This is a genomic window from Cohnella sp. OV330, from assembly GCF_900112065.1.
GTDB lineage: Bacteria > Bacillota > Bacilli > Paenibacillales > Paenibacillaceae > Cohnella.
In genome coordinates, this window is record NZ_FOKE01000002.1 from 601,616 (window position 1) to 616,429 (window position 14,814).

The 14,814-nt window shown below is 62.6% G+C and carries 13 protein-coding genes; 3 read left to right on the forward strand and 10 right to left on the reverse strand.

All coding sequences use genetic code 11. The annotated features are described in order from the left end of the window. Window positions 1-494 precede the first annotated feature (494 nt). Complete coding sequence (locus tag BM235_RS06435; protein WP_090110704.1) at window positions 495-1,994, reverse strand: aminoacyl-histidine dipeptidase; 1,500 nt, start codon at window positions 1,992-1,994, stop codon at window positions 495-497. A 207-nt stretch (window positions 1,995-2,201) separates the two neighbouring features. On the opposite strand from BM235_RS06435, the gene BM235_RS06440 reads away from it, so the two are divergent. Next, window positions 2,202-3,368 carry a nucleoside recognition domain-containing protein gene (locus tag BM235_RS06440; protein ID WP_255374095.1) on the forward strand — a complete coding sequence of 389 codons (1,167 nt, stop codon included), beginning with the start codon at window positions 2,202-2,204 and terminating at the stop codon, window positions 3,366-3,368. 90 nt (window positions 3,369-3,458) lie between these two features. Beyond that, complete coding sequence (locus BM235_RS06445; protein WP_090110707.1) at window positions 3,459-4,319, forward strand: NAD kinase; 861 nt, start codon at window positions 3,459-3,461, stop codon at window positions 4,317-4,319. Window positions 4,320-4,471: 152 nt separating this feature from the next. Here the strand turns inward: BM235_RS06445 and BM235_RS32895 are convergent, their stop codons facing one another. Further along, window positions 4,472-5,692, reverse strand: a complete 1,221-nt coding sequence (locus BM235_RS32895) for a YutD family protein (RefSeq protein ID WP_369803478.1) — start codon at window positions 5,690-5,692, stop codon at window positions 4,472-4,474. A gap of 85 nt (window positions 5,693-5,777) precedes the next feature. Continuing rightward, window positions 5,778-6,710 (reverse strand): lipoyl synthase, encoded by a 933-nt coding sequence (gene lipA / locus BM235_RS06455; protein WP_090110709.1) that lies wholly within the window; start codon window positions 6,708-6,710, stop codon window positions 5,778-5,780. 108 nt (window positions 6,711-6,818) lie between these two features. Between lipA and BM235_RS06460 the strand changes: the two genes are divergently transcribed. Continuing rightward, on the forward strand, window positions 6,819-7,862 hold the full coding sequence (locus BM235_RS06460; RefSeq protein WP_090110711.1) for a M23 family metallopeptidase: 1,044 nt from the start codon (window positions 6,819-6,821) through the stop codon (window positions 7,860-7,862). Window positions 7,863-8,402: 540 nt separating this feature from the next. Here BM235_RS06460 and rbsK read toward each other — a convergent pair. The 7 genes from rbsK to BM235_RS06495 form a co-directional block, all read right to left on the reverse strand. Next, the gene (rbsK, locus tag BM235_RS06465; RefSeq protein ID WP_090110713.1) at window positions 8,403-9,317 is read right to left on the reverse strand and encodes a ribokinase; all 915 of its coding nucleotides are present in this window, start codon (window positions 9,315-9,317) and stop codon (window positions 8,403-8,405) included. A 40-nt stretch (window positions 9,318-9,357) separates the two neighbouring features. Next, a complete protein-coding gene (locus BM235_RS06470; RefSeq protein WP_090110715.1) occupies window positions 9,358-9,633 on the reverse strand; it encodes a Fe-S cluster assembly protein HesB in 276 nt (91 codons plus the stop codon). A 77-nt stretch (window positions 9,634-9,710) separates the two neighbouring features. Then, a complete protein-coding gene (yunB, locus tag BM235_RS06475) occupies window positions 9,711-10,466 on the reverse strand; it encodes a sporulation protein YunB (protein ID WP_255374097.1) in 756 nt (251 codons plus the stop codon). Between the two features lie 269 nt (window positions 10,467-10,735). Then, a complete protein-coding gene (locus BM235_RS06480; RefSeq protein WP_090110729.1) occupies window positions 10,736-12,145 on the reverse strand; it encodes an ADP-ribosylglycohydrolase family protein in 1,410 nt (469 codons plus the stop codon). Window positions 12,146-12,251: 106 nt separating this feature from the next. Beyond that, the gene (locus BM235_RS06485) at window positions 12,252-13,097 is read right to left on the reverse strand and encodes an AraC family transcriptional regulator (RefSeq protein ID WP_090110732.1); all 846 of its coding nucleotides are present in this window, start codon (window positions 13,095-13,097) and stop codon (window positions 12,252-12,254) included. Window positions 13,098-13,234: 137 nt separating this feature from the next. Continuing rightward, a complete protein-coding gene (locus BM235_RS06490; RefSeq protein WP_090110734.1) occupies window positions 13,235-13,765 on the reverse strand; it encodes a YceI family protein in 531 nt (176 codons plus the stop codon). Window positions 13,766-13,963: 198 nt separating this feature from the next. Continuing rightward, window positions 13,964-14,803, reverse strand: coding sequence for a hypothetical protein (locus tag BM235_RS06495; protein WP_143106636.1), 840 nt, complete (start codon window positions 14,801-14,803; stop codon window positions 13,964-13,966). Window positions 14,804-14,814: the final 11 nt, after the last annotated feature.

Below are 14,814 nucleotides of genomic sequence, written 5' to 3' on the forward strand. Positions count from 1 at the left end.
TATACCACAAAGACGTAAGACTTCTATCCTAATTTTGCCGTTTCCGCACAAAACAAAAATCGCCCTCGTCGGGCGATTGGATGAAATAGAAAACTGGTTGATCCGGGAGTTAAATCTCTTCCTCGGGACCGCTGAGCGACTCCCGAATGACATATACGAAAGCGCACATCAGAAGACCTGCCACGATTCCTGCCACGTTAATCACTCCCTGAAGCAATATCGTGGTTCTATTGTACCACACGAATGTAACAGCGACATTACTTTTTTGCAACCGCTTACAAAATAATTTGACGTGTCAATCTAACAAAGAAACGATGGCAGGAGATCCCGCTTTCCCGCGGATGGCTGCGCACATCGCCGCGCATCATGACGACGTTCTCGGCAGTGGGTTTGCCCGTCTGTCGGACGAGGAGGCCGTTGAATTTTAATGTTCATACGGCAGCATGCGCGCATGAGAAGAGACCTGCCCGCAAGGGCAGGTCTCTTTTGCGTTTTTAAGCGGATGAAACGTTTAGCGCCCGCAGCACTTGGAGCAGATAAAGCCATGTCCGTTCGACGGAGGAGATCCTGAATCGCTCGTCGGGCGTGTGGATGTCGTAAAGGTCGGGCCCGTACGAGACGGCATCCAGGTCCGGCATCTTGTCGGCGAATATCCCGCATTCGATGCCCGCATGCACCGCCTTGACCTCCATCGGCTTCCCGTATTCGCGCCTATAGACGTCTACAAAAACTTCGCGCAGCCGGGACGTCATCCGGTACGGCCAGCCGGGATAGTAATCTCCCGCCTCGAAGCCGCAGCCGAGTACGCGGGCGAGCGCCTCCATCCTGCTCATGGCCGCTTCGAGCTCCGATCTGAGCGAACTCCGCATCAGGCTCTCGAAGCGCACGCCCTCCTCGGTCAATTTCACGATCCCCACGTTGGTCGACGTGCGCGGCAATCCCGGGATCGCCTTGTCCATCCGGAGGACGCCGTTCGGGACGAGCAGCAGCGAATCGACGAGCGTGCTTTTCGACGCTTCGGAAAATACACGCGCCGCCCCGTCCTCATCGATCTTGGCGGCATCGTCCGCCTCGAACGAGACGCTCACGCCCGGATCGGACACCGCATACTCCGCTCTGAATTTTGCCTCCCATTCCCGCGCTTCCTCTGCGGCCTCCGCCAATCGCGCCTCCGGCACGTATAAAGACGCCTCGGCCTCCCGCGGGATCGCATTGGACGCCAAGCCGCCCCCCACGTCCGCGATCGCGTACGGCAGCCGCTTGCGCAAGCCGTCGAGCACCCGTCCGAGCAGCTCGCAGGCGTTGGCTCGCTCGTGGACGATATCGTCGCCCGAATGCCCGCCGACGAGGCCGAATACGCGCAGCCGCCCCGGGCGCCCGGCCCCGGCCGCATCCGTCCAAGCGACGGGCACCGTGTGGTAAGCCCGCGCCCCGCCGGCGCTGCTGACGTAGAGGATGCCCTCCCGGTCGGAATCCAGGTTGATCATCGTTCGGCCTTGCAGCAGGCCGGGATCGAGCTTTCTCGCGCCTTTCATCGACGTCTCTTCCTCCGTCGTCAGCACGATCTCGAGCGCAGGATGCTCGGCATCGCGGGCATCGAGCAGCGCCATCGCGAAGGCGACGCCCAGACCGTTGTCCCCGCCGAGCGTGGTGCCTTCGGCCGTCATGAAGTCGTCGTCCAGCCGCAGCCGAATCGAATCTCTCAGGAAGTCGTGCGCGACCCCCTCGTTTTTTTCCCCGACCATGTCCAGATGGCCCTGTACGATAACCGGCGGCGCCTGTTCGTAACCTTGCGAGGCCGGCTTGCGAATGACGAGATTCAACGAAGCGTCCTGGATGGTTTCGTATCCGCGCGCTCTCGCGAATGCTGCCACGTAGTCGCTGGCGGCCCGCTCATGGCCCGAGCTCCGCGGGATGGCGGACAGCGCCTCGAAGTACGGAATGACGGGACAGTCGCCCCGATAAAGCCTCGATTCTGCATTCGCGCCGCTCATTGGTCGCGCCCCTCCTTGATGTCGTTTCTTTTACGAAAAGCTTGCGCGGCAAGCCGCTTTGACAGCCCATGCTTGCAATATATAGCAGCGGCTCCCCTTAAGCAACCAAGGTCCGGCAAGCGCAATGCGCCGACCTTGAAATTTTCCGGCCGGCCGCGCATATACTCGGACAAGAGAGTAGCTTGGTCCAGGGAAGGAAGTGCGCTTGTGTCCGACTTCATCTTGTCGCGAAAAGGAAGCGCCGGCTTCGTCCGAAGAGGGCTGCGGCTGGCAGCGGTGACCGGGGCGGGCGCATGCGTCCTGCTCGTCGGGCTGCTCGTCCTGCTCATGCCCGGCATCGCGCTCGAAGCCTCGCTCAAAGGCTTGTCCGTCTGGTGGGAAGTGCTGTTTCCCGCCTTATTTCCCTTCTTCGTCCTGTCCGAGGTACTTCTCGGATTCGGCATCGTCCATCTGGCCGCCGCGCTGCTCGATCCGCTCATGCGGCCGCTGTTCCGCATTCCCGGGGCAGGCGGCTTCGTGCTGGCGCTAAGCTTTGGGGCCGGCTATCCGATCGGCGCCCGCCTGACGTCCCGGCTCATGGAGCAGAATTTGCTGAGCCGAGGCGAAGGCGAGCGATTGGTCGCGATGACGACGACCAGCGATCCGATTTTCCTCATCGGCGCGGTCAGCCTCGGATTTTTCGGCCGGCTTGACATCGTGCCGGTGTTGGCCGCGGCGCATTACGGCGGGGCGATGCTGCTCGGATTGCTGCTGCGGTGGCGCAAGGACGAGCCCGAGCCGGAGGAGCGCGCAAGGCCGGCCCCTGAAACGCCTGCTTTCGGCGATGAAAACCGGCTTCCCGAATCCAAGCTTGGTCTCGGCAGAGTCAAACAGGCGATCCTCGCGATGCACGAAGCGCGCATGGCGGACGGACGGCCATTCGGCATCGTGCTGAACCAGGCCATAAAATCCTCGCTCGCCCTCATGATCGTCGTCGGCGGACTGGTCGTCTGCTTTTCGGCCACGCTACAGCTGCTTCTGCACAGCGGACTGCTGCTGCCGTTGAAGCACGTTATCGTCCTCGTCCTTCAGACCGTGGGCCTCGAGCCCGGTCTCGCCGGCGCCTTCGTGCAAGGCGCGTTCGAGGTGACGCTGGGCAACGCCGCGTCGGCAGCCGGAGCCGGTCCGGACGGCGTACCCGCCGCATTGATCGACCGCGTCGCGGTCGCTTCGTTCGTCCTGGCTTGGGCCGGCCTGTCCGTGCACGCGCAGGTCGCGGGACTCATGGGACGCACCGGCTGGCGGTACGGCCCCTTCGCGCGCGCGCGGCTGCTGCACGCGGCGATCAGCGTCGCGCTCGTCTACTTGCTCTGGCCCTGGCTTTATGCGGGCTGATCGCCGCGCCGACATTGTCTTAAGCGCGGATATTGTTTATCATCTATGTCAGACAACGATTGAGCGCTTAAGCTGGGAAGGAGCATTCCATTGAAGTATGCGCTGCTCGACAGGGGCGATTCGCTGTCCCGCGAACTTGCGGAGTCGTTCCACAAGCTCGCGCGCGAACGCGGGCTGACGTCCAACCCCGGCAGTCCGGATCTGATCGTCTCGATCGGAGGCGACGGGACGCTGCTGCAGGCCTTTCATTCCTTCGCGGACCGCGTCGAGGACGTGGCCTTCGTCGGCGTGCACACGGGCCACCTGGGATTTTACGCCGATTGGAAAAAAAACGAGCTCGAGGAACTGGTCACGCTGATCGCGTCCACCGAGCCGCAGAAGGTCAGCTATCCGTTGCTCCATATTCAGGTCGTCACGGATACGGAGACCAAGTCTTATCTTGCCCTGAACGAATTTACGCTCAAACGGCCCGGCGGCACGCTGGTCGCCCAGCTTAACATTAACGACGAGCCTTTCGAGATGTTCCGCGGGGACGGCATCGTCGTCTCCACGCCTTCGGGGAGTACGGGATACAACAAGAGCGTGCACGGCGCCATCCTCCACCCGTCGCTCGAGGCGCTGCAGATCGCGGAACTGGCGTCCATCAACAACCGGATTTACCGTACGCTCGGGTCGTCCGTCATCCTCCCGAAGCATCATCATTGCGATATCGTGACCGACCCGTCCGACGATCTCTCGCTGCTCGTCGACCATCTGACCTTGCGTTTTCAAGGCGTTCGCTCGATTATTTGCACGGTCGCGGAGCAAAAGATCCACTTCGCCCGTTATCGGCCGCATCCGTTCTGGAATCGGGTTCGCAACGCGTTCATCGGATCGCCGAAGGAAATCGTGAGCCAGGACTTCCCTCGCAAAAAGTTCATCGGCTTGGACGAAAAAGAGGAATCCAAGTAAAGCTGGCGCGGCTTCCGCTGCCTGCCGTCTCCGCTGCTGCACCCCGGTGCGATGGCGGAGGCAGCGGGCTTTTTCGTGTCTCAAATGCAAAAAAGACCGGCAGGCTGCAGTCTATCGCCGCCCTGCCGGTCTTTTTTGCTTTCCAATTCTGCTTATTCGCCTGTCGGAGCGCCCCGTTCGGGTTTGCTCCCGCCATCGGCACGCGGTCCGCCGCCGGAACGGGAGGCGCCGCCGTTCGGCCGTTCGGGCCGCTGGCCATGATCGAACCGTTCAGGGCGCGGACCCTGGTCGAAGCGATCGCTCCGTTCGGGCCGCTGGCCATGATCGGGCCGCTCGCCGCGCTGGCCTTGCTCGGTCCGATGGCCTCCGTCGTGCCGCGGCTTGCCGGAGGACTGGCCCTGCTGCTGCCCGCCTCCGGGGGAATACCTCGGCGGCGCATTCCCGCCGCCCGTCAACGGTCCTCCAGGCTGGCCCCCGCCTTGCGGCCCGCGGCGCCTGTTTTTGTTGTTCGGCCACTTGCCGGGCGCGCCGCCGCTGCGATGCCCGCCGCCCGGCGCGCCGCCGGATTGCTGGCCGCCGCCGCGATAGCCGCCGCCTTCGCCGCCGGAAGCCGACGCGCGATCGCCGGCATCCCGAGGATGCTGGCGATGCTCTTGCTTGTTGTAGCCGCCGGACTGGGTTCGCCGCTCATATCCCCCGCCGGAAGCGCCGCGGTAACCGCCGCCTCCCGGCTTGCGGTCACGACCGTCGCCGCCGCGTTCCTGGCGGGCGCCGTCGAAGGGGCTGCCGCGCCCGTACATCTCGTCGCGCGAGCTCGCGGCCGCGGTCTGGGCCGCGGCTGCCCGCCGCTCCGCGCCTTCGGATACGGCGCGCGCGACCGCGGACGGGCTCGTCCCCGGCACCCGGCCTCCCGGCCTTTCCTTCAGCGGCCAGCGCATGAGCATGCCGCCCGACGGCAGCGAGATCGCGGCTGCGGGCGCTTGAGCGGCCGGCTCGCCCTCTTGGCCGTCTTCGCCGTCGCCTGCGGCTTGCTCCGCGGCCGGCGCGCCGGTCGGCAGCTCTTCCAGCCGTACGCCCGCGCCTTCGGGCACGGCGGCAGGATCTAGCTTTTCGATGACGAAGTAAGCGCAGCCGAAATTGCAATATTCGTGTATATATTCATACAGATGCGAAATGACGGATTCCTTCGGCGCCTTCGGCTGCGGATCGCGGAAAAACCCGCGCAGCCGCAGCTGGCTGTAGCCCCAGTCGCCGACGATATAATCGTATCGCTCCAGCACCTCGCTGAATCTTTCCCGGAACGCTTCGGGATTCCATCCGTTCTTATGGTCGTGAACAACCGAATAGGCGCTGTTCCCGGTCAGATAGATCACGCAAGGCTCTCCTTCCGTCTCCCGTGCACCGGCCGCAGGCGGCCGCGCGCGAATAAGGTATTCATGGCCGTCGGCGCGATAGCCGTCAGCCGCCAGATGCCGCCGTCGCCGGTACGGTCTCGGGCGTCGCTTGAGCGGCGGACGCGGTCGCCGCCGCGGACTTCACCTGCGAATGCGCATGGTAGGAGCTGCGCACGAGCGGCGCTGACTCCACGTGCGAGAAGCCGCGCGCCAGGCCTTCGGCCTTGAGCTGCTTGAATTCGTCCGGATGGACGTAGCGCGCGATCGCCATATGCGCGGGGCTCGGCTGCAGATACTGACCGAGCGTCAGGATATCCACGTCGTTCGCCCGAAGATCGTCCATCGCGGCCAGCACTTCCTCGTAGGTCTCGCCTACGCCGAGCATGATGCTGGACTTCGTCGGAATCTTCGGCGCCAGCTCCTTGGCTCTGCGCAGCAGCTCGAGCGACCGCGGATACTTGGCCTTCGCGCGCACGCGGTTCGACATCCGCGCTACCGTCTCGATGTTGTGGTTCAGAATGTCCGGTTTGGCGTCCATAACGATGCGCAGCGATTCGAGATCTCCCTGAAAATCCGGAATCAGCACCTCGACGCTGCAAAGCGGCAGCTTGCGCCGGATCGCCTTGATCGTGGCCGCGAAGATCGATGCCCCGCCGTCCTTCAGGTCGTCCCGCGCTACCGAGGTGACGACGCAGTGCTGCAGGTTCATCTGCTCGGCGGCCTCGGCCACCCGCTCCGGCTCCTGCAAGTCGAGCTCCGTCGGCAGCCCCGTCTTCACCGCGCAGAAGCGGCATGCTCTCGTGCAAATATCGCCTAGTATCATAAAGGTTGCCGTGCGATTTGCCCAGCATTCGTATATATTGGGACACCGTGCTTCTTCGCAGACCGTGTGGAGGGTCTTGGTCCTCATCATCTGCTTGATTTCCTGATAATTGTCGCCGGTCGTCAGCTTGATGCGCAGCCAGTCGGGCTTGGGCGTCTTCTCGCCGTTCTTCATGCCATTCCCCCGCTTTCTGTCCTTTATTATAGCATGATTCACATAAAAACCAACGTTCTGCAAAGGCTACGGATACTTGGGAAAGGGGAGTCGATGCGAGGTGGCGTCATGTTAGAACGGTTAAGACGGCAGGCAAGCTGCCTCCGGCGTCCGCTGCGGGTGGCGGCGGCATCTGCCCTGGGCTTTGCGTTGGCATCTCATGTTCACGGGCAGGAGCCCGGTGCCGAGGACAAAGCGCGGCGCGAGCTGTACGACCATGTCGCGGCGATCACGGGAATGACCTGGCAAAAGGTGGCCGCCGTCGATCAATACGAGCGCTCGATGTCGCGTCTTCGGCCCAAGGAGCGCCCGCTCGGCGAGCATGCGGTCAGCGGGGCTTACGTCGCGCCCGAGCGATGGGCCGGCGCGCTCAATCCGGACCCGGAGGACCGCTCGCCGCTCTCGATCGCTATATTCGGCGGCATCGGCCGCGATGGGTCCGGCGACGGCAAGGCCGACAGGAACAACGACGTCGACAGGCTCTATTCGGTCGTGCGGCAGACCATGCTCCAGGGGCCGGGCGCCGACAATATGGCGATCGGGCTGTGGGAGTATTACCAGAGCTCGAGAGCCGTGCAAAGAGTCCAGCAATTCGACAAGCTCTACTCGTCGTTCGGTACGCTGAACTTGTCCAAGCACGTATTCCCGCTGCCGCTGAACAGCGTCTATTCCTACCGAAGCACCTGGGGCAACAGGCGCGGATGGGGAGGCGCGAGAATCCACGAAGGGACGGACATTTTCGCCGGCCAGGGAGTACCCGTGCGCAGTACCTGCTACGGCGTCGTGGAGGTCAAAGGCTGGAACAAATTCGGCGGTTGGCGCATCGGCATCAGGGATATCGACAACCTGTATCATTACTACGCGCACCTGTCGGGATTCGATAAAAGCATCAGGACCGGGGATGTCGTGGAGCCCGGCCGCGTGATCGGGTGGGTCGGCAGCTCGGGTTACGGGAGACCGGGTACGCAGGGCAAATTCCCGCCGCATCTGCACTACGGCGTCTACCGGGACCGAGGATTGGTGGAATGGGCGTTCGACCCGTATCCGATGCTTCACAGCTGGGAGCGGTCCGAGCTCAAGGCGCTACGGAACCGCAAAGGGGGCGGCGGGTGAGTCCGTATCGGCTAATAACGGATTCAACGGGACCGGATGAGAACGAGTTAGCCGATTTTTCCGGCGATCGGCAGCCTCAGCAGCCCAGCGGGGCACGAGAGTTAGCCGGTTTTTCCGGTTATCGGCAGCCTCAACGGCCCGGCGGGGCACGAGTTAGACGGTTTTTCCGGCTAACGGCAGCCTAAGGGGCCTGGCGGAGCACGAGTTAGCCGGTTTTTCCGGCTAACGGCAGCTCCAGTGGACCAGCTCAGCATGATAGCCGAACTTGCGCTAATCGTCATCATGCTCCAAGTGACTGAGGTGCGCCGTTAGCGCCTATTTGCGCTTATCGGCGCCGCAACGACCGCCACGCAGCCTCCGTTAGCTCCCATATGCGCTTATCGGCGCAGCCTTGCGCGGTAGAATCAACGAAGAAGGCGTTCTGAAGAACCGCTGTATGAAAAATGCATCCCTGAAACAAAAAACGGCGCCCGCTGAGCGCCGTTTTCCGCATTCCGTCTCACCTGCCGACCCGACCTCTTCAGCACCGCGCGTGGGTCGCTACGCCCGCTCCTGCAGAAATCGCTCGATCTCGGCCTTCGCCGGGATCGAACTCTGCGCGCCGTGCCGCGTAACGGAGATCGCCGCCGCGGCGGCCGCATAGCGCAGCGCCTCCGCCAGGGCCTGGCCGGCCGCCGTCGCCGCCGCATAGGCGCCGATAAAGGTGTCGCCCGCAGCTGTCGTGTCCGCAGGCTCGACCTTGAAGGCCGGCACGCGCAGCGCGGCGCCATCGCGATCGAGCGCGAGCGCGCCTTTGCCGCCCAGCGTCACGATGACCCGCCCGACGCCTTCGGCCTGCAACGTGCGCGCGGCACGCTCGGCGTCTTCCAAGCTGTCCACCGGCAAGCCGCTCACGACTTCCGCCTCGGTCTCGTTCACGACGAGCGTGTCGATGAGCGGAAGCGCCTCCGCAGGAATTTTCGCCGCCGGGGCCGGATTGTAGCAAGCCTTGATCCCGAACTTCGCGCACAGCTTCAGCGCATGCAAGTTGACCTCGGCCGGAATCTCGTTCTGCAGCAGCGCGATCTCCGCGCCCGCCAGCGCGTCGCCCGAGACGTCCGCTTCCGTCAGCTTGCCGTTGCTGCCCGCGGACAAGACGATCGTATTCTCACCGCTCCCCGAAACGGTGATGAACGCGAGCCCCGACGAGCCGTCCTTGACCGACACGCCCGCCGTATCCACGCCGCGCGACCGCAACGAATCGGTCAGCACGCTGCCGAACGCGTCGTCGCCGACGGCGCCGATCATGATCGCGCCGTCTCCCGCCAATGCGGCGGCAACGGCCTGATTCGCGCCTTTGCCTCCCGGCTGGTACGAGGTTCCGCGGCCGTGAATCGTCTCGCCCGGCTGCGGGAAAGCCTCGACCTGGTTCACGATATCCATATTGATGCTGCCAATGACTGCGATCTTGCTCAAGAGTCCAACCTCCGGCGATAGTAAGGTATGCTTGTCACGTCTAACCGATCTTGAAGGCGATGCCGCCCTCGTCCCGGTCGATCGTAAGCGTGCCGTGCTCGATGAACCAGACATCCTTGCTCTCCATATAAAAATGAAGACCGTCGGCGTCCGCTTCGGCAGCGGGATCTACCGGATCGTCCAGCATGATGCCGAAGCCGTAGGGCTCGCTTCCTCCGCTAATATAACGGACGTAGACGCGAACCTTGTCTCCCCGCCTGTACTCCCATTCCTCCAGGAAGCAGGCCGCCGCGGCCTTCGATATGCGAAGCTCCATGTCGCCGACCTCCATTCTCGCTCGATGCTTGCTGCCAGTATTATAGCAGTCCGGCTTCGGAGGGAACAAGCCGTCGTTCATCGGCCGGCGGGCGCAAGAGGTTCCGGCAAGCTTAGAATCGGCGCCTGCGAAGCGCCGCTGCCCACGGGATTGCCGCTTCCGTCGTAATAATAAAGCGGCGTGTCCCCCGCTACCATCACGTAGGAGAGCGGGATGTCCGTCTCGATCCGGTTCGGCTCCCGGTCGAACGGGATGACGATCGCGATATCGGTCGTCACGTGAATATACACCTCGACGAGGACATTGTTGATGCCCGCGCTCGTCTGGCGGGTCCGCACCTCCGCTTGCACGGTGCTGATCGGATGCAGCCGGACCGCCACGCTCGGGCCGAGCGACGAGAGAAACGGACTGTCTACGGCATGGCCGATCGGGATTCGCTCATGGAGCGCCTCCTGCTCCTTCAGCGCGTTTTCGACGACAGTGATCGTCTGCGCGGTGATCCGCATTTGTTCCTTATAATCGATCTCGATGCCGGTCGTCTTGCCGTCCGCGTTCGTTTTCCACTGCACCATCTTGCTGCCGTCCGAGCCAGCCGCGATATTTTCGGTAATGGCGGCGTTGATCGCCTGAACGGCCATCTCGGTGATGCGCTCCTTGGCGAGAAACATGAGCGGCTCCCTCAGATAACGATCCAGGTACATAAAGGATTGAACCGCGGCGAATAATGCGATCGCCAGCAGCGCGAGAAAAAAATACCTGCGCGGAAGACGAGGCCTCCGACCCGCGCGGCCGCCTGCCATACGAGCCCTGACGGGATACGTGCGCGCCGGCACGGCCGGCTTGCTCCTGGAAGGGCGAGCAACGAATCCTCTGCTTCTGCCGCCATAGGCTTGCGACGTCCTCGGCCGAAAGGACGCGCTTCTCGCGCTTTTCCAGCCTCTCGCTGCGGGCAATCTCAAGCTCCAGCTTCTGCCGGCCGGCGGCCAGCGCCCCCATTTTCTGCGCATCCGGGACTTCACATCCCTTCCCTAAGCATGCCGAATTCAGGACGAACTCTCTTCATGCTTATGTCGGGAAGGCGCAAAATAGATCGGCGTTCGCCTTATCTTCCGGCGGGCGTCGCGGCTTGTTCGCGAATGCGCAGAAAGACCTGGTAGCTCCGCTCCGCGCATGCCGAGATCGAGATCGGATCGAATCCCGTCAGGTCGGCGTAAAACGTATCGTTCAGCGGTTCGATCCACGATGCGGGCAAAGCCGTTGCGCCGAGGCTGGCTCCCAGAATCGAGCCGACCGTCGCGCCGTTGCAGTCCGTGTCCCAGCCGCCGAGCACCGCGGTCGTGATCCCCTTTTCAAAGTCGCCTTGCGAATGGATCAGCGCCGCCGCCACCAGGGCCGCGTTGTTGTTCGTATGGACCGGGTCGTAGTGTTTGAACGCCTCCCAGATGCGGTCAACCAGTTCGATCTGATCCTTCGCGTCCTTCGCGATGTCGACAGCCTGCGCGATGTCGCGGGCAAGCCGCGAGGTGCTCGGGATCTCGCGCAGTCCCGCTTCGACGATCCGCTCCGGGTCGGTCTCCGTGAAGGCTGCCGCGATCATCGCGGCCGCGAACATTTCCCCGTAGATGCCGTTTTTCACGTGAGAAAAAGAAGCGTCCCGCCAGGCCAGCTCCGCCGCCAATTCCGGGTTGCCCGCCGCGCCGTACGCGAAGCCGTCCGCCCGGATCTGCGCTCCGATCCACTCGCGGTACGGGTTCAGATGCGTGCGCACCCACTCCTGCTTGGCCGCCCAATCCGCCGGCCTGTCCCGGTTTATATGAGACGTTACCTGCCCGAAGTTCAAATAAGCCTGCGTCTCCGCCGTGCACACCTGCTGGTAAGTCAAGCGGCTATGCCAGAGCTTGCCGATATCCCAAGCGTCCCAGTCCAGCCCCTTTTCCTCCAGCATGAGGAGACCGAGCACCGTGTACCTGACATCGTCGTCGCTCTGCATGAAACGAATCTGCTCGCGCGTGCTCTTCAAGCACCATTCCACAATGTGGATGTGTTCGGATTCCGCCCGCGACCGCTCCGGCGTATAGCCGCGAATCGGCCAGGCGTCGGCCCCTTCGAACCAGAGCTGCACGTTGCGCCAGCCCGGATTGCCGTTCGAGCCGCCCATCATCGGCCACGACTCGAGCGGCTTGCCGAGCGCGCAGCCGCTCAGCCTGCCCAGCCAGGCGCCGAGAAACTTGTCGCGCCAAGCCGCTTCGCTTGGTTCCGGGCCGCTGTCTGCTTGGGACCGCCCCTCACCGGGACGAAGCGCGCGGATAGCTGCCAGATCCGACGGCTCGTTAAAAGGAAAATCCGGCTTCGGCGCGAGCGCGCTTAATTCCCCATACAGCGACATCAGCTTCTCTTCGTCTTCCCCGCACTGCGCCAGCCGGCTCTCGAATCCATCTACGGCGCAGCCTTCCTCGCCCCGTTGAATGATTTCCCTGCGCACGAGCCCGCTCAATTTTTCCCATCCTGCCATCGTTTACGCACCCCTTCGGTATCGGTGATTTCTATCCTCACCTTAACGTGAAACGGAGAACGCATTCATCTCGTTTTGGCCGGCTTCCGTTCTTATAAACGGCTATTCATCGGTCCATGTACCTCTCCCGGTACTGTTGGGGGTGCAAGCCTACCAGCTGCCGGAACGAGCGATAAAAAGGCGCCGCGCTCTGAAAGCCGCAGGCCAGATACACCTCCGTCACCGACAAGTCGCTCGTCGCCAGCAGACGCTTCGCTTCCTGCATACGTACGAACGTCAAGTACGCCTTGAATCGTTTGCCCACGCCCTCGACGAACAGATGACGCGTTCGCGATTCGCTAAGCGAGAGCGCCTCCGCCGCTTCGCGCAGGCCGAAGGGCTCTCTGAACCGCTCGGCCACCGCTTCCAGCGCGGGACGCAGTCGCTCCAGCGCGTCGCTTCGCTCCCGCCATTTTCTGCGCCCGTATCGCTCCTCTTCGGCCCGGTACAGCCAGACGGCGAGTCTCAGCAGCGACGACCGCAGGAGCGGGCCGTACGCGGAAGGCTTCGCTGCGTACTCGGCGAGCATGGCGGCGAGCAGCGGTCCGGGGGGCTCGGACGCCAAAGTCCGATGCGAGCGCCATTCAGGCTCGCTCCAGGTCGCCGCCCGCGCGAACGGCCGCAGCAAATACCGGTCCTCGGAGGAAAATAAAGACTCGCTGAAATAAACGAACGCGAACCGGCATCCTTCTGCCTCCGCCATGGCGATGTGCGGCTCGTAGGGCGGAAAAAGCATCAGCGTGCCCGGCTCGACGGTCACCGTCTCCTCCCCGATGAAAAACGCGCCGCGTCCCTCGAGGCAGTAACCGATCTCGTAAAAAGAATGCCAATGCTGCTCGGTACGCTCCTTCTTCAATCCGTATTCGAACAGATGAAGCGGCACCGCGGCGTCGAAGCTGAACATCTCGAGCATGTCGAATCTCCTCGCGTTCGCGCCGATCGCATCCCGGCGCTTTTAGCGCTAATATACTTGCCAACCGCGTTATTCGGCAACAAAAAAAAGCGGCGGAGCCTATGCTCCGCCGCCTCGCGTTAGGGATAATTGCTTGCTTACGCCTTAACGGCTTCCAGTTCGAGCGAGATCGCAACGTCGTCGCCCAGCATGACGCCGCCCGTTTCCAGCGCCGCGTTGTAAGTCAGGCCGTAGTCGCTGCGCTTGATCTTGCCCTTCGCGCTGAAACCCGCGCGTTGGTTGCCCCAAGGATCCTTCGAAGCGCCTTCGTACGTGACTTCGAACGTCTCTTGCTTCGTGACGCCGTGAAGCGTAACGTCGCCGGTCACGTCATATTCGCCATTGCCGGTCTTGACGATGTTGGTCGCCTTGAAGATCAGCTTCGGGTGGTTCTCGACGTCGAAGAAATCGGCGTTGCGCAAGTGCGCGTCGCGGTCTGCGTTGCGCGTGTCGATGCTGGACAGGTCGATGGACAGCTCGATATCGGCCGTCGTCAGATCGTCCGTATCCGCGTTAACGTTCGCTTCGAACGTGTGGAACGTGCCTTTTACCTTCGAGATCATCAAGTGGCGGATCGAGAAATCGATCGAGCTGTGCGAAGCGTCAATACCCCATGCGGATTTTGCCATTTTATTTTCCTCCTTATAATTAACTAACATTTTGGAACATGCTTTATTTAGTTAAGTAACATATCCTAAATATAGAGTAATATCGGGCAGCTGTCAACTGTGTATTTTCCCCTTACACTTACAACACAATTAAATCACTAAAAAAGCCGGCCGATATCGGCCGGCTCCTACATTCATACCCATGAATCGAATGTCGCTTCAATATCGAAGCAGCCACCCGATCAGCTCCCGCGTGGTCCGGTCGAACACGGCGACCATCGGGCCAAGCATACCATCTTGGGTCGTCCGGAACGTGACGGATATAAACCGATCGGCTCCGTTTCCCGGAATCCGAATCAGCTTGCCGTCTCCGTCAACGGCAGACAAGCCCGCTTCGCCGACATCGCGGACAGACACGGCGGCTTCCCGCCAGTCGTCCACGACCGACGCTCTGTCTCCTTTAGGTATCGCGTCCCACGCGAGCTTGCGCAGGGCATCCGCCTCTTCGTCCCCGCTGGCGCTTACGCCAAAGTAATAAGGCACCGTACCGCCCGGCCAGGTCGCGGTAATCACGAACAAGCGGTCGCCCTCGCCGGCAGGGATTTGAATCGTCGAACCTGCGGTCTCAATCGCTTCGGCCGGACGTTCCTCGTAGGGAAAGGATACGGTCACGTGCATTTCATCCGGCGGTTCTACCGACCAGGCCAGCGTGACGAAGTCTCCGGCGCGCACGCGCGGCTTGCTTTTCACGTTCTCAATGGTCGGACCCGTGGCCGCGTCCGCGCATTGTCCGACGCCTTTTTCCCGTTCGGTCCAGCAATAGCTGCTCATCCGGGCAGCCACGGTCTCCCCGCCTGCCGTCACTTCAAGGCGCGGGACGACGTCCACCGTCTTGAAGGGGTCCGGCGAGGCCACAGGCAAGCCCGATGAAGCTGCCGCCGAGACAGGCGGCGAGCTCGACGATTCGCGCGAAGACAGCTCCTTCGAGAGCGCTCCCTCCCCGCAGCCCTGCAACGGCAGCAGAACGGCCAACGCTCCCATGACAATCAGCTTCCTCACCTTGCCCTCGC

What these genes read in the sequence shown, in the direction of transcription:
- BM235_RS06460 (WP_090110711.1), top strand. Translation starts at nt 6,819, where the DNA reads ATGTTAGAACGGTTAAGACGGCAGGCAAGCTGCCTCCGGCGTCCGCTG.
- BM235_RS06435 (WP_090110704.1), bottom strand. Translation starts at nt 1,994, where the DNA reads ATGAGCGGCGCGAATGCAGAATCGAGGCTTTATCGGGGCGACTGTCCC.
- BM235_RS06490 (WP_090110734.1), bottom strand. Translation starts at nt 13,765, where the DNA reads ATGGCAAAATCCGCATGGGGTATTGACGCTTCGCACAGCTCGATCGAT.
- BM235_RS06480 (WP_090110729.1), bottom strand. Translation starts at nt 12,145, where the DNA reads ATGGCAGGATGGGAAAAATTGAGCGGGCTCGTGCGCAGGGAAATCATT.
- BM235_RS06485 (WP_090110732.1), bottom strand. Translation starts at nt 13,097, where the DNA reads ATGCTCGAGATGTTCAGCTTCGACGCCGCGGTGCCGCTTCATCTGTTC.
- lipA (WP_090110709.1), bottom strand. Translation starts at nt 6,710, where the DNA reads ATGAAGAACGGCGAGAAGACGCCCAAGCCCGACTGGCTGCGCATCAAG.
- BM235_RS06470 (WP_090110715.1), bottom strand. Translation starts at nt 9,633, where the DNA reads ATGGAGCTTCGCATATCGAAGGCCGCGGCGGCCTGCTTCCTGGAGGAA.